Here is a 24,685-nt window from a genome sequence, read left to right on the forward strand (position 1 = left end):
TAATGTGACGTACGAAGGAAAAGGAACCAATGCTTGAATGGAGGTCAAACATGCTCAACTGAGAGACCGAGGATAATAAAAGATCCCGTTCGGGAAAATCCGAACGGGATCCAGAGAGCGGGACGAGGTTAAGCAGATACGTTATATAGTATGAGTTCCAATAGTTATTTGCCGTAATTGGCGTCGGGAGAATATTTGTTTCCGGCGTTCCATAAGAGGAATTCTTCGACGTTGTTGTCGTTCAAGGCTTTTATTTGGGCGTTTACTTCGGCGGTGCCGTACTTGATGTAATGGCCCTTGCCCAGCCAACTGGCGGTAAAATCCTGAATCCATGGACGGACGATCGGTTTTTTGTCGCCAAGCGAATCGAGCTTTTTGTGGGTGGCGATCGTCGCGCCCTCGATGGTGGCGTAAGGAGCCTTGTCGGGGTCCTTCTGATCGAACCATCCGGCGGAATAATGGCTTGGATAAATCATCGGGCAAATGACGTCGACAGCGCTTGATATTTTCGCAAAGTCTTGACCGATGCCTTCTGCGGCCGGAACGGATGCCGCATAGCCGAAGATGTCTACTGACACTCGTACGCCGAGAGGTTCCAACTGCTTTTTGGCATACGCGACGAATCCGGCGACGATATCAATTCGGTTTTGTTCCGTTTTGGTGAATTTTAAATGGTCTGCCTTCTTTTCAAAACCTTCAGGGAACCTGACGTAGTCGAATTGAATTTCTTTGAATCCGAGCTTGGCGGCTTCCTTTGCTACGGCAATGTTGTAGTCCCATACTTCCTTGCGGTAAGGATTGACGAATCGGTCGCCTTTCTTGTTGCTCCATACGCTGCCGTCGGCATTCACGAAGGACCATTCCGGTTTTTTCTTGGCAAGAATGGTATCTTTGAACACGACGATGCGGGCTATTGGATAAATCTGGTGCTCTTTTAAGGTTGCCATCGTTTTCGTAATATCCTTGATAAACGGTTGAGGAGTTCCGATTTTCGTAAGCTCGGGATTCGTTGTCTTGTAAGTAATAAAACCGCTGTCGTCTTTTAAGTCGATGACCATTGAATTCAGAGCGGTTTTGTCAAGCAAATCAAGCAAGGTCGCCATTCGCGCGCCTCCGGCGCTGTAGGCGGTCACGTAAATCCCCTTCACTTTTGGCGCATCCTTTTGCGGATCTTCTTTCGAGGGATTGCTCGTTGTCGGTTGTTCGACGTTTGGTTTGTCCGGCTTTGCATTTTGCTGTTTGATGGCTAGCTGGGTCGTATGCCAAAGCTTGCCGAGAGACGATTCGCTGTGCTGCCCTCCGTCTCCGCCAATAGCGGATTGGAGCAAGAGCAGCAGCGTCAGAAGGATGTCCATTGTTTTCTCTCCCTATAAGCTTATGAAACCGATTATAAACGAGTTTCAAAGGCGGATATAGGGGTAATTTGTAGGATTTTGATGAGAAAAGAAAGGGATAATTGCATTTTTGGATATGTCCGCCCAAGACAAATCGCGCCCTATAATGTATGCTCGAGAAAGGCGAAAATACCGTTAGTCGCTAACTTGGTCTGCGACGGAATTGTCCGATCACGTCGATTGTTTGGACAACGTTCACAAAAGCGTTCGGATCAACTCCGCGTATTATTTTTCGAAGCTCCGTAAGCTCGTAACGGGTAGTGACGGTCATGAGCATGTCTTGCTCATTGCTAGTGAAGCCGCCTCTGGTTTTCAAAATCGTAACGCCGCGAGGAAGAGTCAACAGCTTCGCGGCAAGCAAGTCCGTTTGCTTCGTTACTATAAAAGCGGTAACCTTACGGTGGGGCGTATGCACAAGATCAATTACTTTTCCCGTTAAGTAAATCGACAGCATAGAATATAAGGCGGCATCCCAATCTTTGCGGAGCCAGCCGTTGGCGGCCACGACTATCGCGTTCAAAGCGACGACGAGAATTCCAACGGGCAAATCCCGATGACGGGAAATGATGGATGCGATGATGTCGAAGCCTCCTGAAGAACCGCCGAAACGGAGCGTGACAGCCGTTCCGGCACCGACCAGTACCCCGCCGAATACGCAGGCTAACAGCCGATCGTTCGTGAGGGCATGCTCGGGAACGAATTGCATGAACGCGGATGTGAATATAACGGTGACCATGCTAAGCAGAATAAACTTTCGGCCTAGCACGCGATAGCCCCAGATCAAAATCGGGACATTAAGGGCAAAATAAAGCCAGCCGATGTTCCAGCCGCTCACATATCCGATGATCATGGCAACACCCGAAACTCCGCTGCTGAGCAGTTTTTGCGGAATCAGCAGCAGTTGGAAACCGCAGGAAACTGCGGCCGCGCTTAGCGCCATCATTATATAGGGCCCGGTTTTGGCGATCCACCCGACAGTCTTTTTCATGAATGCACCTCGTGTTCGAAGCTTGGGAAATCAGGGCTTGCGTTTCCTTAGGTTCTCCTTGAAACGCAGCCTCATGCGGATAATGGGATTGATTTCCTGATGCTGGAGTTTACGAATGCTTTTATGCTATAATGGACTGTATATTTTTTTTGGAAGCCGCAATTCGATGGCCCAATACAGAAGGAGTTTGAATAAGTTTGAGCACATTTGCAGAGTTTGGATTGGAGCAAGGCGTTCTTCAAGCCATTTCGGAGATGGGGTTTGAAGAAGCGACCCCGATCCAAGCCAAAGCGATTCCCGTAGCACTTGCTGGCAGCGACATGATCGGGCAGGCACAGACGGGAACAGGAAAAACAGCCGCATTCGGCATCCCGCTTCTAAGCAAGATCGCCCCTTCGGAAGACAAAATCGTCGCACTAGTCATGGCGCCTACGCGCGAACTCGCCATTCAAGTGGCGGAAGAAATCGAAAAGCTCGGACGCTTTAAGGGCTTGCGCTCTCTTGCGATATACGGCGGGCAAGATATCGGCCGCCAAATCCGCTCGCTTAAGCGGAAACCGCAAATCATTATCGGAACGCCGGGCAGGCTGCTTGATCATATTAACCGCAAGACGATTCGTCTCGACGATGTCCGCACTGTCGTGCTCGATGAAGCCGATGAAATGCTGGACATGGGCTTCATGGATGACATTCAGTCGATCCTGAGCTTGGTGCCGGAAGAGCGCCAGACGCTGTTGTTCTCCGCTACGATGCCGGTTAACATTCAGAAGCTCGCTCAACAGTTTCTCCGCAATCCGGAGCACATTTCCGTCATTCCAAAGCAAGTCAGCGCGCCTTCGATTCAACAATTTTATGTTGAAGTGCAAGAGCGGATGAAATTCGACGGCTTGTGCCGTTTGCTTGACATGGAGCCGCCTGAGCTCGCTATTATTTTCGGACGCACGAAGCGCCGCGTAGCCGAGCTGTCCGAAGCGCTCATGAAGCGCGGTTATTCAGCCGACGGTCTGCATGGGGATCTGTCCCAAAATCAACGCGACACCGTTATGCGGAAATTCCGCGACGGCAGCATCGACGTGCTCGTAGCGACGGACGTTGCGGCGCGAGGTCTCGACGTCAGCGGCGTTACTCACGTTATTAACTTCGATATGCCCCAAGATCCAGAAAGCTACGTTCACCGGATCGGCCGGACGGGACGCGCCGGTAAAGAAGGAACGTCTTGGACGTTCGTAACGCCTCGCGAAACGGATCACCTGCACTTTATCGAAAAAGTAACCCGTCACCGCATTTCCAAAAAGCCTTTGCCAACGCTTTCGGAAGCGATGGAAGGCAAACAAAAATTGATGGCCGAGCGCCTTCTGGAAACGGTTCGCGACGAGGAAGAAGTCGGCGCGTTCAAATGGGTCGCCATGCAGCTGTTGGAGCAATACGATTCCGTTCAGCTGTTGTCTGCGGCTATGAAGCTGCTGACGGGCGACAAGAAAGAAGTCAACGTTGAATTGACGCCGGAAGATCCAATCCGGTCCAAAAAGCGCAAGTTCGACGGACGCGGCGGTTCCGGCGGCTATGGCGGACGCAGCGGCTATAGCGGCGGCGGTCAAGGCGGCTATCGCGGCGGCCAAGGCGGAGGCGGCTACCGCGGCGGTCAAAGCGGCGGCGGTTACCGAGGCGGTCAGGGCGGCCAAGGCGGCGCACGCAAGCCTTACAATCGCGAAGGCAGCGGTTATCAAGGCAGCGGCGGCGCTTATCGAGACGGCGGTTCCCGCGGTCCTAGAACAGAGCGTCGGGACGATTCCCGCGGTACGCGTTCGCAGAGCGAAGATTTCGTAAACATCTAAGAGTTCGAGTCCAGAACGAGGTCGTCAAGGAGGAAAGCCCATGGAAATGCGGGGATTGATGGGCGGTTTTTATAAAATATCCGAATGGATCATGAGACTGGCCGTCACGAACGTGCTTTGGATCATCTGTGCATTTCCATTCTGGTTTGTCATGATCGGCGGGTTCTGGGCATTGCAGAGCGTTACGGAAGATCAAGTAACCAGTTCCCTGACCCAGTCGGTAATCTTGTTGGCGATCGTTTCCCCGTTTACCTTTTTTCCGGCGACCTCGGCTATGTTCTCGGTCGCCCGGAAATGGGTGCTCGGCGATGCGGATGTTCCGCTATTTAAGACGTTCTTCCGCAGTTACAAGCAGAACTTCGTACAGGCGATGCTCGGAGGCATCATTTACTCCGTGCTGATGGCTGTTCTGATTATCGACTACAAGGTTTATTTGTCGAGCATGAGCGGTTTCGGCGTCATTGCGTATCTTTTTATCGCCTTGCTCGTACTGCTGGTCATTTCCTTGCATCATTTTTTCTCCCTGTTGTCCCATTTCCATATGAAGACCTTTCAGTTGTTGAAAAATGCTGTCGTCCTAACGATCGGCAAGCCGATTCGGTCGTTGATCATGACCATAGGCACGGCCGCGATCCTTATGATCAGCTATCGATTCAACTTCCTGATTCCGTTCTTCTTCGGAAGCATCATCGCGCTCTTTACTTTTTTTAACTTCAACATCGTCATCCAGAAGATGATGATCGCGAAGGATTCGGATTCTTCCGACGAAAACGAGGAGCCCGAAATTCCGGAAAACCAACGCGAGACGAAGAAGTAAGTTTTACATTTTTGTTGTTACTGCTTATAATGGAACTAACTCCTGCGATGTACGTTACGGCGATTTAATGTTTTGAACCAATGATTTTATGACGGGAGTCCAACATTGCTTGGCAGCTGGCAAGCCCTCGAAAGGGGAAGCCAAACGCCTTTGCTGCGGACACCCACCTGCGAGAGCGGGTTCGAAACATGAGCGTCGGACGGCATAGGCGGGTTTTTTTACGCGGATTTACTTTTATGCTTGGGACAAGCTTGGTATTATAAGTTAAACGCGTACTTGCACCGAGAGGGAGAGAGAGTATTGCTGAAGCGAATGCTGATCGGACTGATCCGCAGCCAGGAGCATACAGGCGATAAAGCGAAGGATCCCAAGCTGAAATCTCATTATTATAGGCTTTCTAAAGATCGGGCATGGGATGAGATCGGTTCGATACTGAAGAAGATGCAAGGCTACAAAGTGCTGCACGAAGTGCCGACGATCGGCGAAATCGTCATGGAGAAGCGGACCGTCTCGGGCCGTACGATGGACATTACGGTACAGATCGTAAGTCCTACTCCGGGAACGTCGGCCGTCGATATTTATTCGGCTTCGCGCGGGTCGCTAGGAGATTTGGGCGCGAATTATCGCGTCATTCAAGAAATTTATGCCGTATTGGACAGGAAGCTTGCCGCGAATCGCATGTAAGCTTGCCGGCTCCATAACAAAAGCGAGGAAGGCCGGGGGCCTTGCCTCGCTTTTATTATGCTCTGCAAGGACTACAGAAGCTGTTGTACGGCTGCGACAGCCGCTTCGTAATTCGGGTGCTCCGTCATTTCCGGAAGCACTTCGACGTATGTAATCTTATCGTTGGCGTCAAGAACGAAGATTGCGCGCATATCCAGGCCGAATTCCTCGATCAGCACACCGTAAGATTTACCGAAATTGTTATCTTTGTAGTCGGATAGCAGCACGACGCGGTCTACACCGGCAGCTCCGCACCAGCGGGCTTGGGCGAACGGAAGATCCGCGCTGACCGTCAAGATGATAACGTTGTCGCCCAGCTTGGACGCTTCTTCGTTGAAGCGGCGGGTTTGTGCATCGCATACGCCGGTATCGATAGAAGGAACGACGCTAATCAGCTTGACTTTGCCTGCATAGTCTTGCAGGGATACCGATTCAAGCAGGTTTTTGCTTAGTTTAAAGTCTGGGGCTTGATCGCCGACTTTAAGCTCCGGTCCAACCAGAGTAATCGGATTGCCTTTAAAAGTTGCCATTACATTTTTCCTCCTTCATTGATAAGACTTGCGTAAATTATTATAATCGTTTACGAACGGCGTTGTCCAATCGCTTAACGGAGCTGCGAAAGGAGATAAACGGATTGGAATTTCGACAGCTGCAATATTTCGTTCGCGTTGCGCGCCTCCAGCACGTTACCAAGGCCGCGGAAGAGCTGCATGTCGCCCAATCGGCGGTAAGCAGACAAATTCATCGTCTGGAAGAAGAATTAGGCGTTAATCTGTTCATGCAAAAAGGACGAAACGTCCAGCTTACGCCGGTAGGACAGTTGTTTCTGAAGAGGGCGGAAGCGATATTGGACGATCTGGATCGCTCGGTAACGGAAATTCATGAATTTCTGGACCCTGAAGTCGGTGAAATTCGTCTCGGATTTCCACATAGTCTCGGCTTTCATCTCGTTCCGCAGGTCGTAGCCGCATTCCGGAAGCTGCACCCGAACGTCAAATTCAAATTCAGACAAGGGATGTATCCGTCCCTAATTAAAGACGTGGCGGACGCAGAGGTCGATTTGGCATTCATCTCTCCTCACCCCGAGAAGAACGATCTCGTCACAGGGGAAATCGTTCTTACGGAAGAGTTGTTCGCGATTTTGCCGGAAAATCATCCTCTCTCGCAGCAAGAATCGATCGAATTGAACCAGCTCAAGGAGGAGACGTTCGTCTTGTTCAGCAGCGGCTATTCGTTGAGGCCCATAGTGTGGGAAGCTTGCCTGGAGGCGGGGTTTACCCCTAAAATCGGATTCGAGAGCGAAGAGACGGATACGATCCGGGGATTGGTCGCCGCGGGTATGGGCGTAAGCCTGCTGCCCGAAATGGCGTTGTATCGCACAAGTTCGATGATGCCGGCTGTCGTCAAAGTCAGTGCTCCCCATGTTGCACGGACGATAGGCATTATTCGCAGAAGCTCCGAGAAGCTTCCGTTGGTCGTGCATATGTTTCATTCTTTTTTGCTTGAATACTTCAAATCCCAATATACCCCGAGATAACGATAGTATAATTAAACAAGCCTGCCGAGTCGACATCGACCCGGCAGGCTTGTTTTTCGTTGGCGTTATGGCTCCGAAGGTTATTCGTCGCGGCTGCTGCTCGTGAAAATCATAATGTACTTGATGAGCTCGAGCAGGGAGATCAAAGCGGCGGCTACGTACGTAAGCGCTGCGGCGTTCAATACTTTCGCGACTCCGCGTTCTTCCTCGCCGGTAATAAATCCTTCCGCGACCATCAGATCCCTGGCTCGCGAGCTTGCGTTGAACTCGACGGGCAACGTGATGAGCTGGAAGGCGACGGCGATGGAGAAGAAGACGATTCCGAGACCGATGAGGCCGGTTGCCTGGAACAGGAAGCCGGCGATGAGCAGGAACGGCGCGATACCGGAAGCAATGTTCACGAGAGGGAAGATGCGGTGACGCAGAACGAGCATCGGATAATGATTCTGATGCTGAATGGCATGACCGACTTCGTGACAAGCGACCGAAATAGCGGAAATGGAGCTTTCGTAATAGACGGGCTCCGATAAGCGGACGACGCGGTGGATCGGGTCGTAGTGGTCGGACAGGCGACCGGGAACGGGCTCGATCGGGACGTCGTGAAGGCCGTTGCGGTCGAGCATTCTCCGCGCCGCCTCGTAGCCTGTCAGCCCGCTCATGGCGCGGACGTCGGCGAAACGATTGAACGTACCTTTAACTCGGAACTGAGCCCATAGCGACAATAGGAACGCAATAATGATCAAGAAATCCATCGGGTGAAAAAACATGACGTTATGACCTCCATTGGCGGTGAAGTGCGAAAGCTACATTAAGTTATTCTTCCCAAGAAGAAGCAGCAATGCTTCGATGCAAGCGGCCGTTTGCGGTGTGATGGCCCGGAACAGCCTCTTCACCTGCTGTGGCTTCATCTGATCAAGCACGGGCTCCAGCTCCTTCACTCCGCGCTCCAGCTGCGTCAGCTGGCTCTGGAGCTCCGCCAGCTTGCGCGAAACGTGCTCGTCGTGCGAAATCCGGTTAAACGCCGCGAACTTGTCGCGAATTTCTTCGAGGGAAAGCTTCTGTGCCTTCATCTGTTCAATACGGCGAATTCGGTCCAACGTTTCATCGTCGTACAGGCGATAATTTCCCGTTGAACGTTTGGCGGGGGCGAGCAGCCCGAGGCCGGTGTAATAGTCGATTGTGCGAGGGCTTATCCCTGCCAATCGGGATAATTCACCGATCCGGTAAAGCTTAGGCGGATTCGTCGATCCGTGTTTCATGGTTCTCACCTCTTCGGCAAGTTCTCGATATCTTCTATAATACTGAATGTTCAACCGTACAGTCAAACGTCATGCTTCGCTTGAAATCCCTAGAGATTGAGACATTTATTCAACCTAATGGAACATAAACTAACATATTTATAAATTAGACGGCATGGACGCGAAGGGAGGGTGGGGATATTGATAATAAGCAGAGTGGGAATTGCTCCATAATTAAGGCGAAAACTTAACATTGAATCGATAACAAGGGCTTAATGTTAGATTTTTAGCGTGTTCCATGAATAAATTTACGCATTTTGTATTGTCAAATCGTGAAGTTCTTACTATAATGACATCAAGCCTTTCTTCAAATGTTATGAAACATTACACGCAGGGAGTGGTCGTTGTGGTCAAGAAAAGTTTACTAGCGTTGGGTGCGCTTATGGTGCTCTTCCCGACAATGGCATTTGCCGAGGATCCATCAGCAGCAACGCTTAATTCGGGACTGAGCGCTCTGTGGATTCTCGTTGCAGGCATTCTGGTGCTGCTCATGCAAGGCGGATTCATCCTGCTCGAAACGGGTTCGACCCGGATGAAGAACGCGGGCCACGTAGCCGGCAAAACGATCTTTACTGTAGGTCTTGCGTCTCTTGTATACTGGGCAGTAGGTTACGGCTTCGCATTCGGCGGCGACGCCGGAGAATCGCTCAACAAATTCATCGGCTTGGGCAACTTCCTTTACGAGCCATCGTTCCTGGCGGTAGACGGAGAGAATTATCCTTCTTCCGTATTCTTCGTTTTCCAACTGGCCTTCGTAGCCGTTTCTCTCTCCATCGCTTGGGGAGGATTCGCGGAACGCGCAAAGCTGTCCGTTTACTTAATCTTCACCTTGTTCTTCGCCGGCGTCATCTATCCGATCGTCGCCCACTGGATTTGGGGCGGCGGCTGGTTGGCTGCCGACGGTTCGCAAGACTTCGCGGGCTCCACGGTCGTTCACTTGACGGGCGCCATGGCCGCTTTGGCTGGAACGATTTTGCTTAAACCGCGGATCGGCCGTTTCAATAAAGACGGCTCCGCCAACGAAATTCTCGGTCACAACCAAGTGTATACGGCTCTCTCCGTATTGCTCCTCTGGGTTGGCTGGTTCGGATTCAACGCAGGCAGCTGGCTCGCCGTTAGCGACGGATTTTTCGGATTCGTAGCTTTCAATACTCAGCTCGGCGCAGCGGGCGGCGCAGTGGCAGCCCTCCTTATCTCTTGGCTGGTACTTGGCAAAGCAGACATTACGACGACGTTGAACGGCGCACTTGCGGGTCTGGTTGCTATCACCGCATCTTGCGCATATGTAGAGCCTTGGGCTGCAGTCGTTATCGGTCTAGTAGCCGGTGTGCTCGTATTCTTCAGCGCTAAATTTTTCGAAGCGATCCGCGTCGACGACCCGATCTACGCTCTCTCCGTTCACGGGGCTGCAGGGGTATGGGGAACGCTGTCCAACGGTCTATTCGCAACGAAGGATCTGGTAACTATCACGAATGTTGGTAAATCCGGTCTGTTCTACGGCGGCGGCTGGGAGCAGCTGTGGGTGCAATTCGAATCCGTCGTCGTCTGCGGCGCATTCGCTTTCGTAGCTTCCTTCGTAGTTCTGTGGGTTATGAAGCAAGTGGTCGGGCTTCGCGTAACCGAAGAGCAAGAAATCATCGGTCTCGACCTTTCCGAGCACGGCACTTACGGTTACCCGGAACAAATGAAAAAAGCGGGTACTTCGGTCTAATAGCTTCATCAATATCGACGGCGTCGTTACGGGAGGGATAGAAGCCGCATGTCCAGATCCAGATGGGAGAAGCGGTTGCAGCAAGAAATAGGCAGCGCCTCTGATCCGGAAATGTTGCAAATGCTGCGCAACAAGGAGCAGAATCGACTGTTGGCGCTGGTTTCAATCTCTCCGATTAATTCGGTCGTCGACGCTATGAACGAGCTTCAAGACGCAATTATCAGTCGCGCGCTTGAGCTAGTGGAGAACGATTTGGCACGGTTGGGGCTTGGCGCCCCTCCCGTGCCTTATGCGTATTTCCTGTTCGGCAGCGGAGGCCGGTCGGAGCAGACGATGACAAGCGATCAAGACAGCGGCATCGTCTACGCCAATCCGGCGAACGATGACGAGAAGGAACGTTGCGAGCTTTATTTCGAACAATTCGGTCAGACGGCCGTCCAGTATCTCGTTCGCGCCGGATACCCGCCTTGCGAGGGTAACGTCATTGCTTCCAATCCGGAATGGCGTCTCTCTCTCCATGATTGGGAACGAAAAATCGACGGTTACTTCAACGAACCGAGCTGGGAGAACGTTCGGCATTTGCTGATCATCGCCGATGGCAGGAAGGTAGCGGGGGATATCTCAATGGCGGAGGAATTCAGGGAACGTTTTTTTTCCGACATGCTGAGCAACTCCGTTATCGTTCGTCGAATGATGGAAAATACGCTTCGCCACAAAGTTCTCGTCGGCGCTTTCGGTCAACTGTTGAGAGAGCGGTACGGCAAAGATTCCGGCAGTCTGGATATTAAATACGGCGCCTATATTCCGATGGTCAACGCTTTTCGGCTGCTCGCCGTCCAGGCCGGCATTCACGAATCGAGCACATTGGGCCGAATAGCGGGCTTGCAGCACGCGGGAGTATTGACGCTCGGCGAAGCGGAGGAAGCTTCGTCGGCCTTTTCGTTCCTGCTGCGGCTTAGGCTTCTAACCCTTGGGAATGGCAAAATACCGCGGGACCAGCTAACGAAGGAATTGACGCAGCCGCTCAAAAAAGCTTTGAAAATCGGCAAAAAGGTTCAGCGGAAAGTGGAGCGCGAATTGCAATACCGCTTCGGCGGGAGGTGAAGGGAATGAACGAGCCTAAAGGGACAAACTCGATGGGCCGAATGTGGCATTTGTACAAAATGGGCGGTCTTACGCCCGCGATCGCTTCGATGCTCGGGTCGTCCAATGCCCAGCAGATGGCGTTCATCCGCTCGATGTCGCGCGACCAGCGCAAGGAGAATACGCTCGATATACCGCTTGCGGAGCTTGAGGCGGTCGTGTTCGATTTGGAGACGACCGGATTTTACCCTTACAACGGCGACGAAATTATTTCGATTGGCGGAGTTATCGTTCGGGGCGGGGAGTTCGCGGAGGCCGAGCCATTCTACCGATTGGTTAATCCGAAACGCAAAGTGCCCCGTCATATTACGGAGTTGACCGGCATTACGAACGATATGGTGGAGAATGCGCCGGACATTATGCACGGGCTGCACGATTTTATGGATTTCGTCGGCAAGCGCGTGCTCATCGCGCACGGTTCGGGGCATGACAAGCAATTTTTAAATTCGGCGCTATGGCGCACCTCCAAGGTGAATTTGACTCACAGGGTGCTCGATACGATGATGATTGCAAAATGGCTGAATCCGGCAAGCGGGCAGTACGGCTTGGACGAACTTTTGGAAACGTACGGCATAGAAATTACGGAGAGACACCACGCGTTGCACGATTCGATAATGACAGCCAACCTTTATTTTTCTTTTCTCAAACAAATCCATGCCCGAAATTTGACGACTTTGGGCGATTTGTACGCCTATTTAAGCCGACATTGAACGCTACGGTACTCGTTCCAAGGAAAGCGGGAGCCAATCTCCGGCTTCGTCCCGTCTATAGACGGCTATTTCCGGGCCGGATTCCTTGCCGAGGCCGACAATCCAATAAGTTCCCCAAGACAGCGATCCTTGCCCGTCCTCGAAGCTGGGCAGAGGCTCGCCCGTCGGATGGGAGTGAAAAAAGCCGACGAGCCTTCGTTGGTTTTTTTGCGCTTCATAGACGGCGGCGACATACTCCTCGGGCGAGAAGCGAAAGGTGCGCTCCGGATTCGTTGACACGTTCCGCACGATGGCGAATGAGTCGGGCTTCATTAGAGCTTCGTTGCCTTCGGTATCCGACTGAGCGGCTAGCACGATGCCGCAAGCTTCGTAAGGAAGGCGGCTTCGGCAAGCGGCCAGCAGCTCCTTTTCGAGCTTTGAAGTCAATATTATTTTGGACGTATCCGCGTTCATCGCCGCCGATCCCTTCGTTGCATTTTACCCATTAGTATGAGGGACGCAGGGAGCGGAAGCAACACGAGCGGCGGCTGCCCGATACTTGTCTATTTCACTTGCTTGCCAGGCTTGACCATGAAAAAGACGAGGCAGAGAGCGACGAACGACAGTGCGGATACGGAGATGAACACGGTGCGATGCGAAATTCCCATCATCCAGCCGAACAGCGGCGGACCGAACGCAACGCCGAGAAAACGCAAGCTGCTGTACAGGGATGTGATCATGCCGCGTTCCGCTTTTTCGACCGCTCCGGTAATCATCGTGTTGAGACAAGGAAGCAGCAGCCCGGTTCCGACGCTGCTGACGGTCAACAGTCCGATAAATACGTACAGGTTCGCGTTCAACCAGATGGCAAGCGCCAAGGACACGACCATAAGCGCCAGCCCGACGTTCATGAGAAGTCGGATAAGAACGCCGTTTTTGCGAATGACCGATCCGGTTACATAGGCGGTAACGACCATGCCGAACAAAGGAATCGCAAGCACGAAGCCTTTGCGAACGCCGTCGATCGAATAAGGCTTTTGTTCCAAAATATCCGATAAGTAGAACAGCACTCCGAACAGGATGAACAAGGCCAGCGAGCCTCCGAAAAAGGAAGCGAGCAGCCAGCGGCCGTTTTTTCGAAAAAGGGTGCCGATCGCTTTAACGTATTCCCGGAGCGGCTTGGGTTCTTCCTTGCGCTTCGGCTCCTTGATCAAAAATATGACGGCAACGACGGACAGCGCGCAAAAAACGGGAAAAGCGAAAAAGGCCGCGTACCAGATGACGAGAGCGAGCAGCGCTCCCAGTATCGGACTGATGACCTTGCCCGAACCGTTCGCCGCTTCGATGAGTCCGAGAGCCTGGCTTTCCTCCCCGTCCTTGTACATGTCACCGACGAGCGCCATGGCGATCGGAGCCGTTCCGGCGGCCCCGACGCCTTGCAGGATTCGGGCCCCCATTAACACCGGATACGATTCCCACACCGCTCCGAAGCCGGCTAATATACCCGCTCCTCCATAAAGAATCAAAGCCGGAATCATGACTTTCTTGCGGCTGTACCTGTCGGACAAATAACCGGCAACGGGGATGATGAGCCCGGCCGCAACGGAAAACAAGCTGATCACGAGGCTCGTCTGAAATTGCGAAATGCCGAACTGGCGCTTCAGAGTGGGCAGGATCGGCACGAGCATGGAGTTTCCTAAGACGAGCACGACAGGGACGGAGGCGAGAGCGATATATTCCCATATTCGGCTTCCTCTGCCGGTGCTCGCGCCTTTGTTGGAAGTTTTGGGATTGGCAGTAGGGCGAGAAGAACGGGAACTGTCTTTCTCCTGTGAGCCGATGCGAAGGTTCGGTCTGGATTTTGCGGTCGCCATGGCGTCCTCCTTGGATGTGGTTGACGGCGCGGATCGCCAATGCCGGGCTCTTGACTGCCCAAGGCATAATATCTCCACGCCTGCGGCGACCCATGCAGGAGCAAGCCAAGGTTGGAACAACGAGGCGATATGAGGTAAAATGGGAGTCGACCGACAAAATGAAGCATCGACGGAAAAGTGGGGTTTTAAAGATGAAAAGAAATTTATTTATTCTAATTATAGTTGCCGCGGCGATTGCGGCCGTATTTGTCTATACGAATGACAAGGGGCCGAAAGCTTCGAATGCGGGAGGGACGGCCGAACAAGGCCAGGAGAACGATGCGGCCAAGCCTAAGCCGGGATCGAAAGCGCCGGCCTTCAAGCTTGCCGCGTTGGACGATAAGCTGAATGCGACTTACGAAGCCGGAGGACCCCGGGATAAGGTGCTGATCGTCAACTTTTGGGCATCCTGGTGCGGTCCTTGCGAGCTGGAAGCTCCCGATTTAAAGACGTTGAACGAGAAGTATAAGGATAAGGTGGATTTGTACGCCGTCAATGCGACGAAGTACGACGTCGTCCGCAATGCAAAGCTGTTCGTCAAAGAGCACGAATTTACGTTTCCCGTACTGACCGACGCCGACGGCAAGGTCGGCGATGAATACAAGGTGTTCTCGTATCCGATCAGCTTCGTTATCGGCCGCGACGGTACCATTATCGAGCGGATCGAGGGCGTAAAGCCACTTGAGGATTGGGAAGCGCTGCTTGATAAAGCGATAGCGGGGTAGTTCTTTCGGCGATTGGCGAGTTCGGGCGTTCGATAGTGGTACGGGGTACCATTCTTTCGGCGATTGGCGGGCGTAGATGCTCATCAGTGGTACGGGGAACCATTCTTTCGGCGATTGGCGAGCGTGGATGCTCATCAGTGGTGCGGGGTACCATTCTTTCGGCGATTGGCGAGTTCGGGCGTTCGATAGTGGTACGGGGAACCATTCTTTCGGCGATTGGCGGGCGTGGATGCTCATCAGTGGTACGGGGAACCATTCTTTCGGCGATTGGCGGGCGTAGATGCTCATCAGTGGTGCGGGGTACCATTCTTTCGGCGATTGGCGGGGGTGGACGCTCCATAGCGGTGCGAGTTACTCTAAATCTTCGAACGGATCATAACAGACAATAAAAAAGGACGTTTGCTTCCCGTTAGGAAGCAAACGTCCTTTTTTTGCTATTAATGGTTTACCCAGCCATAGGATTCGCGGGGGGCTTGAGGAGAAACATCCCGCTTGACCATTCCGAGAAGAGCATACCGGATGCTGTCGACCAGAGCTTCCCAGCTCGCTTCGATGACGTTGGTGGATACGCCGACCGTGTTCCACGAGTCCTTGAAGTCCGTCGATTCGACAAGCACCCGCACTTTGGCGGCCGTCGCGTCCTTTTCGTTCAGAACGCGAACCTTGTAATCCGTCAGATGAATATCGTGAATGCCGGGATAGAACTGCGACAACGCTTTGCGGAGCGCATTGTCAAGCGCGTTGACAGGGCCGTTGCCTTCCGCTACCGTATAGACCTGCTCGCCGCCGATGTTGATTTTTACGATCGCTTCGGACACCATGCCGTTCGCCGTTTTTTCGACGATGATTTTAAACGTTTCCACTGTGAAAATATCGACGGTATCGCCGTACGCATCTCTGAGAAGCAGCTCGAGCGAGGCATCCGCGCCTTCGAATTGATAGCCCTGATGCTCCAATTCCTTGATCCGGTCGATGACATTGCGGGATTTCAGCCCTTCCGCGCCGACGTCAAGTCCCAGCTCCTGCGCTTTGGACAAGATGTTGCTCTGTCCGGCCAGCTCGGAGACGAGCACTCGCTGCTTATTGCCGACCAAAGCGGGGGAAATGTGCTCGTACGTTTTGGAATCCTTCATGATCGCGGAGACGTGAATGCCTCCTTTGTGCGCGAATGCCGCGTTGCCCACATAGGGCTGGTTGACCGGCAAGATAACGTTCGCGATTTCGCTGACGTACCGCGCGACGCTGGTCAATGTCGTTAGCTGCTCGTCGCTTACGCAATCGTAGCCCATTTTTAGCTGGAGGGTGGGGATAATGGAGCAAAGGTTCGCGTTGCCGCAGCGTTCTCCGTACCCGTTGATCGTGCCTTGGATTTGGCGGGCTCCCGCAGAGACGGCCGCTATCGCGTTGGCGACGGCCATCTCGCAATCGTTGTGCGTATGAATGCCGATAGGAGCGTCGATGACGGAACGGACGCGGGAGACAATTTCGTGAATTTCGCTCGGCAGCGTGCCGCCGTTCGTGTCGCACAGAACGATCCATTCCGTGCCCGCTTCCTTCGCTTTGGCTAGCGCGGCGAGCGCGTATTCGGGATTCGCCTTGTAGCCGTCGAAGAAGTGCTCGGCGTCGAACAATGCTTCCATCCCTTTGCTCCGGACGTAGGCAAGTGATTCATGGATCATGGCAAGGTTCTCTTCCAGCGTCGTCTGCAGCGCCGTATGCACATGGAAATCCCATGTTTTGCCGACAAGCGTAGCCGCCGAGGCGCCGGATTCCGTCAGATGCTTGAGGTTCGCATCCTGCTCGCAGGCGATGTTCTTGCGGCGGGTGCTGCCGAATGCCGTTAGCTTGGCCCGAAGGTTCAATTCCCGGATGCGCCGGAAAAATTCGATATCCTTGCTGTTACTGCCGGGATTGCCGCCTTCGATATAGTGGACGCCCAGTGCGTCGAGCTTGAGGGCGATTTTTACCTTATCTTCCGCTGTTAGGCTGATGCCCTCGCCTTGCGTGCCGTCTCGTAAAGTAGTATCGAAAATGCAGAGGGATGTTGACATGCCGAAACGAAATGCCTCCTTAAAAACAAGTGTATCTATTATAGCATTACTTTCCCCAAATGTAGAGGGCGGCTTATAATGGAGACATAGGACGAAAAGCCCGAAATCCGGCGACAAGGAGGAGAAGCGAATCGTGAGCGGAGCGAAAGGAAGAGTCATTCTTCATATCGACATGAACGCGTTCTACTGCTCCGTCCATGCCGCAGAGGATCCGGATACTTATATGGGCAAGGCGACAGCGGTGGCAGGCAGCGTAGAAAAGCGAAAGGGCATATTGGTGACGAGCTCCTACGAGGCAAGGGCGAGAGGAATACGAACGGGCATGACCGTCAGGCAGGCGCTCCAGCTTTGTCCCGAGCTCATTCTGATTTCGCCGGACTTCGATCTGTATCGCAAGTACAGCAAAGGGTTTCTGCGCATCGCCGGAAGCTATACCCCGTTAGTCGAAGCGGTTTCGATCGACGAATGCTTCCTCGACATTACGGGAAGCTCTCAATTCGGCGAGCCGCTCGTTATTGCGGAGACGATTCGCCGCAGGGTCAAGGAAGAGCTTTCGCTCCCTTGCTCCATCGGCGTCGCCCCCAACAAGCTGCTTGCGAAGATGGCTTCCGATATGCGCAAGCCGGATGCTATTACGGTGCTTAGACGAAGAGAGGTTCCGGCGCTGCTATGGAACAATCCGTGCCAGTCGCTATACGGAGTAGGCAGCAAAACCGCGGACAAGCTGCTTAGGCTGAACATTCGTACGATCGGCGAGCTCGCTGCCGCCGATGAGAGGATGCTGACGGAGCGGTTCGGAGTTTACGGCGCCTGGATGAAGAAAGCGGCGCACGGACTGGACGACTCTCCGGTCAACCCGGACCGCGAAGCGGCCAAATCGATCGGGCATACGACGACGTTGCCGGCCGACTTGACGGAACGGGAGCAATATCGCCGCGTTCTGCTCAATCTGGCCGACCAAACGACGAGGCGCCTAAGAAGGCAGCGGATGGTGTGCGCCACCGTCCAAATTACGATCAGGGATCCCGATATGCGTACGATCACGAGAGCGGCCGGCTTGCCGTCGCCGACGGACGCGATGGAAGACGTGTACGCCAAGGCTTGCCGTCTCATGGACGAGAATTGGACCGAGGGCAAGCCGGTTAGACTCCTCGGCATTACGCTTCAAGGGCTTTCTCCCAAGAAAGATACGCCGGTTCAACTCGACTTGTTTTCGTATGAGGAAAACCCGAGGCGAGAGCAGCTCATATCGGTCATGGATCGCCTTCGCGACAAATACGGGGAGAGCGCCGTGCTGACCGCGGGGATGTTGGGGGACGATCCTTCGTCTCTGATTCGCAACAAAAAGGTGAGGGGGACGTCGCTTCAAACCGATTTTTTGCGAGAAAAGGACGACGCCGGTGAGAACGATTATTAACTAAGAGAGTTGTTCTTTTTGCCTTGCAATTTCGTTTGATCTCGGGGTTGTTTTGTATTATATTGAACATAAGATAGCGCTATCTCATCGCTATTCAGGAACCGAATCTGGGAGGTTATTGAATAATGGCTAAATTCACTTATGTAGATAAAGACACCTGTATCGCATGCGGCGCTTGCGGCGCGACCGCTCCCGACATTTACGACTATGACGACGAAGGTTTGGCCGAGGTCATTTTCGGATCCGACGGCAATCACGGCAACACCGAAATTCCGGAAGATCTCTACGACGATTTGCAAGATGCATCGGACGGCTGCCCGACGGATTCGATCCAAATCGCGGACGCGCCTTTCAATAAGTAAGTAAGATCGGATTCGGAGAACCCTTTCGTAGGCCACAAGGCCTATGGAAGGGTTCTTTTTTGTCATCCTTTATGACTCCCGTCATTTTTCGTCATTTTTTTCCTATAATGCAACAAAATTTACGGGTCGTGCGGTATAATGTAAGGGGTCTGGAATGATTTTCATAGGGCGGGATAACCATTGCGGGATCGAATAAAAAGGATAGCCATTTTACTTAACGTCGTATTGCTGCTTGCTGTCGGCATCGTCTATGCGAACGGCCTCTTGAAGCCGATCGATTATCTCTTTTTCGATTACAACATGAAGAAAGCCGCGGATCACAACCCTCACGAAAGCATTATCGTAGTCGGAATAGACGAAGACTCTCTCGCTGAGCTTGGTCGATTTCCATGGGATCGAGCGGTATATCCGCCATTCCTCGATGCGATGAACCAGCCGGAGAACGAGCCGAAGGCTATCGTGTTCGATATTTTGTTCAACGAGGCTTCGGAGGACGAAGCCAGCGATGACGCCTTGGCGGAATCTTTCTCTCAGTATTCGAACATCGTTTTGCCGGTCATTGGAATTACGGAAGGCGACGTATTCGGTACGACCGTCGTTCGCCGGCACGAGCTGCTAACGGCTTATCAGCTGTCCAAGCCACTGAAAAAGTTCGCCGACCATACGCATCTGGCGAACATTAACCGCGTCATCAGCGACGACGGCGTCATCCGCCAGACTTGGCTGAAGATCAAGACGGAGGACGGCACCGTCATTCCATCGCTCGGCTATGAAGCCGCCAAGATGTACGGGGCGGATTTGAGCAAATACGACGACATGACCGATCCGGGCAAAAAAATCGCCAAAAACACGATCACCATCGACTATCAGCTGTCAACAGCAGATTTTATGACGATTCCCTTCATCAGCGTGTTGAACGGGGAAATCGATCCGACCGTCTTCAAGGACGCCATCGTGCTCGTCGGATTCACTTCTGTCGGCGTTGGCGACGAGAGCGGTCAAGATAGCGGCATTACACCAATCGAGAAAAATATGAAGCTCGTCTACACACACGCCAACATCGTCAACCAATTGTTGAAGGGATCCGAAGTTAACTACACTCCCAAATGGATCGAAATGCTGCTTGCCTTCACGCTTTTCTTGTTTTTCATCTGGCTGCCGTGGAGAACGAAAAACGTCGTCTCCTTCCTCGTCTTCGCAGCGTCATTAACCGCTGTCTACTTCGCGCAATTCGTTCTTTACGAATCCCAAGCAACTTCCATGAGCATCGCCAACATCGCTCTAGCCGCCATTTTGGCTTATTTGGCCAACCTGTCGCTGAAAGCTTATTCCGAGAGCGTTCAGAAGAGCTTCGTAACCCGCCAATTCGGACGATACATATCGAAGGACCTGGTCAAGCAAATCGTCGACCAGAATATCGACATCGAACTCGGCGGCGATTTGAAGGAAATTACGATTCTATTCCTTGATATTCGCGGGTTTACGCCGCTGTCGGAGAAGCTGACGCCTCCGGAGTTAGTCGATACGCTCAACACGATGTTCAACATGATCACGGAAACGACGCTGCGCAACGAAGGCACAATAGACAAATTCATCGGCGATGCCGCCATGATTTTGTTCGGAGCGCCTTTGGAGTTGAAAAACCACGAGCGGATGGCAGTCAAAACTGCCTACGAGATTCAGCAAGGCATGAACAAAATCCGCGACAACATTATAGAGAAGTACGGCGTGGAAGTGAACGTCGGAATTGGCATTCACACGGGCAAAGTCGTCGTCGGCAATATCGGTTCTTATCTTCGGGTGGATTACACGGCCATCGGAGACAATGTCAATATCGCGGCGAGGATCGAATCGCAGACGAAGAAGGGACAGGTTCACGTCTCGGAGCAAGTCTATGAAAAGGTGAAAGAGCATTTCCTTTTCGACGAAGGCGAGGACCGGATGTTCAAAGGCAAATCCCACCCGATCAGGGTCTATGAAGTGCTTGGCGTAACGGATTAACACGAACGAAAGGAGCGGTGATTCGTGTCGAAAAAAAGCAGTTTGACGTTCATGGCGTTCTTGCTTGTCGCGATTCCTTTTTTAGGAGTATTTGCCCGCGATACTTACGCTGCGACATCGAGAGTCGGCATTATTAAAGAGCTGACCGGAACCGTCGAGGTGAAAAAGTCGGGCGGCACGAAGCAGTTCAAAGCTTACAAGAAGATGAGTCTGAACGAAGGAGATGTTCTGACCGTCGGTCCGAAGAGCTCGGCCGTTCTGCAGTTTTCGAACGGTTCGTCCGAGGACGATCGGGTTACGGCCGGCGCAGGTTCCACGCTGACGTTCTCGAAGCTGACCGATCGAGGCGGCACAACGACCAAGATCAGCCTGCTGAGCGGAACGACCTGGTCCGAAATCAAATCGATCAAGAGCAAGGACGACGCCTTCACGATCGAGACGCCGACGGCGATCATGGGCGTCCGCGGCACGCATTTGTTTGCGACCGTCGACCCGCTGTCGGGAAGCACGCTGACGATGGTGGCATCGGGGTTCGCTAACGTCGCCAAAAAGACGAACGGTTCCGCCCGGCCAAACGGCGGAAATCCGACGACAACGATCTATCCGACGCAGCAAATTATCGTCGACGTTCAAGGATCTTCGCAGGAAATGGACGACTCGGTTACTTTTCTGGATGTCGATGAAATTATCAACCATGCGTCTCCAGAAGTGATCGAGCAATTTATCAGAAATAAAGCCCAGATCGATAAGGAAAACGAAGAGCTCATCAAGAAGAAAAAAGCGGATCTGGAAAGCTTGCTCAATCGGACGCCGGGCTTGAATGTAGGCTCTCCCGAAGAGCTCGACAAGCTCATGAAAAATGTGAGCAACCTGATCGGCGCGCTTGCCAAGGATGCCATCGATAAAGGCAAGTTGACAGCTGCGGATATCGAACGTCTTGCCAAGGAAGCCGGCACATCGATCGATTTACGGAATACGGAGCTGGAGCTTTCCAAGCTGGAGCAGGACAAGCTTAACAAAGAGAAAGAAAAGCTCGCCGAGCTTCAGAAGAAGAAGCAGGAAGAAGCCAAAAAAGAGAAAGAAAAGCTGAACGAACAAGTTCAAGCGGCGCTGGAAGCGCAGCGGCGGGCGCAGGAAGCGGCGAATAAAGCCGCCGAAAGCGAAATAAAAAAGAAAGCGCTGGAGGAGTACGAGCGCCAGCTTTCGGAGCTTGAGAAGAAGCGGCTGGAGCAAGACAGGCAAACGAACGGGGAAGTCGTGCCTTCTCCGACGACAGGAACGGGCAGCGGTACGGGGAACGGCGGTTCATCGGCTTTCTACGGGATCAAGTACAATATTATAGGCAGCGGAACGGCCAACGAGTGGGTCAAAGCTCTTCCTTTCGGAGCGCTGCAGTCCGACTATTCGCTTGAAGTGCCTTTCGGTGCCATTTACGCAGTCGTATCGCCGCGTTTGAACGCGACGACGACCGTGTCGACCGTTCGTTACTCGGAAGACGGCGGCGAAAGCGAAATGTCTTACTATGCGACTTTTGACGAGACGATGGGCGGCTACATTGTTCCTCTTATATTCGAACATACCTATATTGCCATTTCGGGGATAAAAGCGGACAATTCGTCCGTCTTCGTCGGAGTAGCCCTTACGAAACGCGATCAGCCGGAGGGGCTGGCATCGTCTAGTCAACAATACAATGAGCTCAGCGGATCGGGAATCACTTGGAACCCGTTCGAGTGGGAATACGGGTACGGAGGCATTTTCGGAGCAAGGGTGCCGTCGGAGAGCACCGACTTGAAGTGGACCTTGCAGCTCACCGGAGGCGCGGTCAAGGCGGTCGTTAAACAAATTACGTATTCCGGTTCGGAAACGGAAGTGCTTTCTCCGGTAACGATGATGTCAAACGTTGAGACACTTTTCACGATTTCAAGCAAATACGATTATTTCCTGGTCGAATTATTCGACGCGAATAATCACCAAGTCGGACATCCGATCATCTATTGGCTCATTGACGACGATATCGTATTCGGGGAGGATGACCATCCTTTCGATTTGAAGGACAGCTCCGGGAATGCGGTAGACTATCGACTCGGCAATTCGGAAAGCCGGGGTTTCCAAGCTAGAGTGGATGCATCCGTCAACGAGCTTCGATTCTATTCGGCGGAAGGCACCGATTTAACGCTGGAGAAGGCCATCGTGTTCGAAGAATCCGACTACAATTCGGACGAGTATTACCCGAATAATGCGGGAGTCATTACGGTCCCGCTGACGAACGAATCGACGAGCCTAATGGTCGAGATGAAAGATATTGGCGGCGGCTCTCATTATTATGATCTGATCGTACATCGCTACGATCTTCCTCAAGGAGTTGCCGATTGGCATTTGATAGACGATCTGGACGAGGAAATGATCTGGGAACAGGCCCGAAATCTTCCGTCAGGATCGCCGAAGCGCTTCGTCGCATCGGTAAGCGGCGACTCTAGCTGGACAGATCTTCATTTCGATCCGACGAGTGGAAGCGAGCTGAAGCTTTACGACTCTTACGGCGAGCTTGTCAAGACGTTCACGGCAGAGGAACCGGAGTACAGGGTTGAATTCAACGGCAACGGCTATTATCGGTTCAAGCTAATGAATGGAACGAAGGCAACGGAATTCGTTATCGAAAGAGGATTCGTTTCTTCTCAGTTGGACGAGAATGAATTTTTGATAAACCAGGCTGGCAATGAGCGGGTTACCATTCCTACCTATAATTACGAAGGAGACGATTTCGAGAAAGGTTTTGCCGTTGTAACGGACGATATCGCAAATCCGATCATGTTCGCGCTCGACTCCGACTTCGGCGATATCGAGCTTCGAACGGATAACTCTGCGGTTCACATTTCGGAACCGGACGGAGACGGCTATCGAACCTTGAATTTCTCCGAGCCTGGCACTTACGATGTGTCGGTAGAGGTACACAGTCCGCTCGACTATTCGGACGCAACAAAATATTTGCTAACCGTTTATTATGGCAGCGTACCGGCCGCTATCGATCTGACGCCGTCCCAGATTGCCTATGCGGGCGGCACCGTGAATTCGGTAACCTATCTTGGAAGCTACACCTACCAGATCAACATGACGCAGGGACTAACCCAGAACCCGTTCGTTGACTTGACTCTTTCATTTAGCGGGACGATTAAAGGCTTTTCTTCCGATGACGGGATGACGGCATCGCAAGCGGGAGCTGCCTATATTTTGTATGGCGTACAAGCCGGCGCCTCCAAATCTATTTACCTTACGGTAGAGAATGGAACGGACATCGAATTACCTATGTACTCATTTTCCAAGTCGGCTTCCCGTTGTAGAAAAAAAGTAGGAGAAGGAGAATTGATTCCATGAGCAGCAGAAACAAACGCAATTTGCTAACCGTGTTGGGACTCACGCTGTCACTGTCGCTTCCCTCCGTCGTTTCGGCCGCTCCGGCGACGGCTGGCTCAAGTCCGCTTCCTTGTTCGAGATTCGTACCCTTGCCGGCCAATCCGAATGGGGGCACGCCAACGGAGCGGCTTCCGCCTCGACGTTTTTCCACCCGCGTTCTTTGCTGGAGCTGAGCGATGGGCGAGTTGTCGTCAGCGATTCCGGCAACAACATGATCCGGGTTGTCAAAGCGGGTCAAGTATCGACCTTGACGGGGTTATACATCGGAGACGATTCGGCGGGGCTTCCGCTCGGTTCGAATAAGGACGGCCAATCGTCCGAAGCGGGATTTAATTTGCCGATGGGAGTTGCGGCGGACGGTCAAGGTGCGATCTACGTCGCCGATTCAGGCAACCATTCGATCCGCAAGATCGCCAAAGACGGCACGGTGACGACGCTGGCCGGCAACGGCAATATCGGCCAGACGGACGGCAAAGGCGCGAACGCTGCCTTTTACAGCCCATCCGATGTCGCGGTCGATGCCAAGGCAACGTTTATGTCGCGGACACGCTTAACAACGTTATTCGAAAATTTTCGCCCGACGGAACGGTATCCAAGTCACGGCCACGTTCACTCGTCCGATCGAATATTTTCCCGGAGCCGTCGAATATGCGGGAGACTTTGCGACGGT

Annotated in this window: 21 protein-coding genes and 1 other RNA gene; 14 read left to right on the forward strand and 8 right to left on the reverse strand. The window is 52.8% G+C overall.

Features of this window, described 5'->3' with window-relative positions; genetic code table 11:
• Positions 1-164 precede the first annotated feature (164 nt).
• Both D3H35_RS27975 and D3H35_RS27980 read right to left on the reverse strand, forming a co-directional pair.
• Positions 165-1,355, reverse strand: coding sequence for a putative glycoside hydrolase (locus D3H35_RS27975; protein WP_119152391.1), 1,191 nt, complete (start codon positions 1,353-1,355; stop codon positions 165-167).
• Positions 1,356-1,536: 181 nt separating this feature from the next.
• Positions 1,537-2,382: a YitT family protein gene (locus D3H35_RS27980; protein ID WP_119152392.1), complete on the reverse strand. Its 846-nt coding sequence runs from the start codon at positions 2,380-2,382 to the stop codon at positions 1,537-1,539.
• Positions 2,383-2,579: 197 nt separating this feature from the next.
• On the opposite strand from D3H35_RS27980, the gene D3H35_RS27985 reads away from it, so the two are divergent.
• From D3H35_RS27985 to D3H35_RS28000, 4 genes are all read left to right on the forward strand, one after another.
• Positions 2,580-4,217 (forward strand): DEAD/DEAH box helicase, encoded by a 1,638-nt coding sequence (locus D3H35_RS27985; RefSeq protein WP_119152393.1) that lies wholly within the window; start codon positions 2,580-2,582, stop codon positions 4,215-4,217.
• 40 nt (positions 4,218-4,257) lie between these two features.
• Positions 4,258-5,034: a YesL family protein gene (locus D3H35_RS27990; protein ID WP_119152394.1), complete on the forward strand. Its 777-nt coding sequence runs from the start codon at positions 4,258-4,260 to the stop codon at positions 5,032-5,034.
• A 36-nt stretch (positions 5,035-5,070) separates the two neighbouring features.
• A non-coding RNA gene (gene ssrS / locus D3H35_RS27995) (6S RNA) lies at positions 5,071-5,253 on the forward strand.
• 81 nt (positions 5,254-5,334) lie between these two features.
• Positions 5,335-5,718: a DUF1499 domain-containing protein gene (locus D3H35_RS28000; protein WP_119152395.1), complete on the forward strand. Its 384-nt coding sequence runs from the start codon at positions 5,335-5,337 to the stop codon at positions 5,716-5,718.
• 71 nt (positions 5,719-5,789) lie between these two features.
• Here the strand turns inward: D3H35_RS28000 and tpx are convergent, their stop codons facing one another.
• The gene (gene tpx / locus D3H35_RS28005) at positions 5,790-6,287 is read right to left on the reverse strand and encodes a thiol peroxidase (protein ID WP_119152396.1); all 498 of its coding nucleotides are present in this window, start codon (positions 6,285-6,287) and stop codon (positions 5,790-5,792) included.
• Between the two features lie 104 nt (positions 6,288-6,391).
• Between tpx and D3H35_RS28010 the strand changes: the two genes are divergently transcribed.
• Positions 6,392-7,294 carry a LysR family transcriptional regulator gene (locus D3H35_RS28010; RefSeq protein WP_119152397.1) on the forward strand — a complete coding sequence of 301 codons (903 nt, stop codon included), beginning with the start codon at positions 6,392-6,394 and terminating at the stop codon, positions 7,292-7,294.
• A gap of 80 nt (positions 7,295-7,374) precedes the next feature.
• Here the strand turns inward: D3H35_RS28010 and D3H35_RS28015 are convergent, their stop codons facing one another.
• Together D3H35_RS28015 and D3H35_RS28020 are read right to left on the reverse strand one after the other, a co-directional pair.
• Positions 7,375-8,061, reverse strand: coding sequence for a zinc metallopeptidase (locus D3H35_RS28015; RefSeq protein ID WP_119152398.1), 687 nt, complete (start codon positions 8,059-8,061; stop codon positions 7,375-7,377).
• A 36-nt stretch (positions 8,062-8,097) separates the two neighbouring features.
• Positions 8,098-8,553 carry a MerR family transcriptional regulator gene (locus D3H35_RS28020; RefSeq protein WP_119152399.1) on the reverse strand — a complete coding sequence of 152 codons (456 nt, stop codon included), beginning with the start codon at positions 8,551-8,553 and terminating at the stop codon, positions 8,098-8,100.
• 385 nt (positions 8,554-8,938) lie between these two features.
• Here D3H35_RS28020 and D3H35_RS28025 point away from each other — a divergent pair, with 385 nt between their 5' ends.
• The 3 genes from D3H35_RS28025 to D3H35_RS28035 are packed head-to-tail and all read left to right on the forward strand — an operon-like array spanning position 8,939 to position 12,156.
• Positions 8,939-10,303, forward strand: a complete 1,365-nt coding sequence (locus tag D3H35_RS28025; RefSeq protein WP_119152400.1) for an ammonium transporter — start codon at positions 8,939-8,941, stop codon at positions 10,301-10,303.
• A 48-nt stretch (positions 10,304-10,351) separates the two neighbouring features.
• Complete coding sequence (locus tag D3H35_RS28030) at positions 10,352-11,407, forward strand: DUF294 nucleotidyltransferase-like domain-containing protein (RefSeq protein ID WP_119152401.1); 1,056 nt, start codon at positions 10,352-10,354, stop codon at positions 11,405-11,407.
• Between the two features lie 5 nt (positions 11,408-11,412).
• On the forward strand, positions 11,413-12,156 hold the full coding sequence (locus D3H35_RS28035; RefSeq protein WP_119152402.1) for an exonuclease domain-containing protein: 744 nt from the start codon (positions 11,413-11,415) through the stop codon (positions 12,154-12,156).
• A 3-nt stretch (positions 12,157-12,159) separates the two neighbouring features.
• On the opposite strand, the gene D3H35_RS28040 is transcribed toward D3H35_RS28035, so the two are convergent.
• Positions 12,160-12,609: a M67 family metallopeptidase gene (locus D3H35_RS28040; RefSeq protein WP_119152403.1), complete on the reverse strand. Its 450-nt coding sequence runs from the start codon at positions 12,607-12,609 to the stop codon at positions 12,160-12,162.
• Positions 12,610-12,698: 89 nt separating this feature from the next.
• On the reverse strand, positions 12,699-14,009 hold the full coding sequence (locus D3H35_RS28045) for an MFS transporter (RefSeq protein WP_119152404.1): 1,311 nt from the start codon (positions 14,007-14,009) through the stop codon (positions 12,699-12,701).
• A gap of 191 nt (positions 14,010-14,200) precedes the next feature.
• Here D3H35_RS28045 and D3H35_RS28050 point away from each other — a divergent pair, with 191 nt between their 5' ends.
• Complete coding sequence (locus D3H35_RS28050; protein WP_158594317.1) at positions 14,201-14,773, forward strand: TlpA family protein disulfide reductase; 573 nt, start codon at positions 14,201-14,203, stop codon at positions 14,771-14,773.
• 437 nt (positions 14,774-15,210) lie between these two features.
• Here D3H35_RS28050 and cimA read toward each other — a convergent pair whose 3' ends face one another.
• Positions 15,211-16,824: a citramalate synthase gene (gene cimA / locus D3H35_RS28055; RefSeq protein ID WP_119152406.1), complete on the reverse strand. Its 1,614-nt coding sequence runs from the start codon at positions 16,822-16,824 to the stop codon at positions 15,211-15,213.
• Between the two features lie 133 nt (positions 16,825-16,957).
• On the opposite strand from cimA, the gene D3H35_RS28060 reads away from it, so the two are divergent.
• The 5 genes from D3H35_RS28060 to D3H35_RS28080 all read left to right on the forward strand — a co-directional run.
• Positions 16,958-18,241: a DNA polymerase IV gene (locus D3H35_RS28060; RefSeq protein ID WP_119152407.1), complete on the forward strand. Its 1,284-nt coding sequence runs from the start codon at positions 16,958-16,960 to the stop codon at positions 18,239-18,241.
• A gap of 125 nt (positions 18,242-18,366) precedes the next feature.
• The gene (locus tag D3H35_RS28065; RefSeq protein WP_119152408.1) at positions 18,367-18,603 is read left to right on the forward strand and encodes a ferredoxin; all 237 of its coding nucleotides are present in this window, start codon (positions 18,367-18,369) and stop codon (positions 18,601-18,603) included.
• A gap of 180 nt (positions 18,604-18,783) precedes the next feature.
• Entirely contained in the window at positions 18,784-20,604 is a 1,821-nt protein-coding gene (locus tag D3H35_RS28070) for an adenylate/guanylate cyclase domain-containing protein (RefSeq protein ID WP_119152240.1), read from the forward strand.
• A gap of 24 nt (positions 20,605-20,628) precedes the next feature.
• On the forward strand, positions 20,629-23,976 hold the full coding sequence (locus D3H35_RS28075; RefSeq protein WP_119152409.1) for a FecR family protein: 3,348 nt from the start codon (positions 20,629-20,631) through the stop codon (positions 23,974-23,976).
• 109 nt (positions 23,977-24,085) lie between these two features.
• Positions 24,086-24,685 (forward strand): NHL repeat-containing protein (locus D3H35_RS28080; RefSeq protein ID WP_459178274.1); only part of this gene is annotated, 600 nt, incomplete at its 3' end.

It is taken from the genome of Cohnella faecalis, from assembly GCF_003570905.1.
GTDB lineage: Bacteria > Bacillota > Bacilli > Paenibacillales > Paenibacillaceae > Cohnella > Cohnella faecalis.

Excerpts from the sequence above, each read along its gene's own strand:
- D3H35_RS28015 (WP_119152398.1), bottom strand. The coding sequence starts at position 8,061 with ATGTTTTTTCACCCGATGGATTTCTTGATCATTATTGCGTTCCTATTG.
- D3H35_RS27990 (WP_119152394.1), top strand. The coding sequence starts at position 4,258 with ATGGAAATGCGGGGATTGATGGGCGGTTTTTATAAAATATCCGAATGG.
- tpx (WP_119152396.1), bottom strand. The coding sequence starts at position 6,287 with ATGGCAACTTTTAAAGGCAATCCGATTACTCTGGTTGGACCGGAGCTT.
- D3H35_RS28050 (WP_158594317.1), top strand. The coding sequence starts at position 14,201 with ATGAAAAGAAATTTATTTATTCTAATTATAGTTGCCGCGGCGATTGCG.
- cimA (WP_119152406.1), bottom strand. The coding sequence starts at position 16,824 with ATGTCAACATCCCTCTGCATTTTCGATACTACTTTACGAGACGGCACG.
- D3H35_RS28065 (WP_119152408.1), top strand. The coding sequence starts at position 18,367 with ATGGCTAAATTCACTTATGTAGATAAAGACACCTGTATCGCATGCGGC.
- D3H35_RS28035 (WP_119152402.1), top strand. The coding sequence starts at position 11,413 with ATGAACGAGCCTAAAGGGACAAACTCGATGGGCCGAATGTGGCATTTG.
- D3H35_RS28045 (WP_119152404.1), bottom strand. The coding sequence starts at position 14,009 with ATGGCGACCGCAAAATCCAGACCGAACCTTCGCATCGGCTCACAGGAG.
- D3H35_RS28020 (WP_119152399.1), bottom strand. The coding sequence starts at position 8,553 with ATGAAACACGGATCGACGAATCCGCCTAAGCTTTACCGGATCGGTGAA.
- D3H35_RS28040 (WP_119152403.1), bottom strand. The coding sequence starts at position 12,609 with ATGAACGCGGATACGTCCAAAATAATATTGACTTCAAAGCTCGAAAAG.
- D3H35_RS27980 (WP_119152392.1), bottom strand. The coding sequence starts at position 2,382 with ATGAAAAAGACTGTCGGGTGGATCGCCAAAACCGGGCCCTATATAATG.
- D3H35_RS28030 (WP_119152401.1), top strand. The coding sequence starts at position 10,352 with ATGTCCAGATCCAGATGGGAGAAGCGGTTGCAGCAAGAAATAGGCAGC.
- D3H35_RS27975 (WP_119152391.1), bottom strand. The coding sequence starts at position 1,355 with ATGGACATCCTTCTGACGCTGCTGCTCTTGCTCCAATCCGCTATTGGC.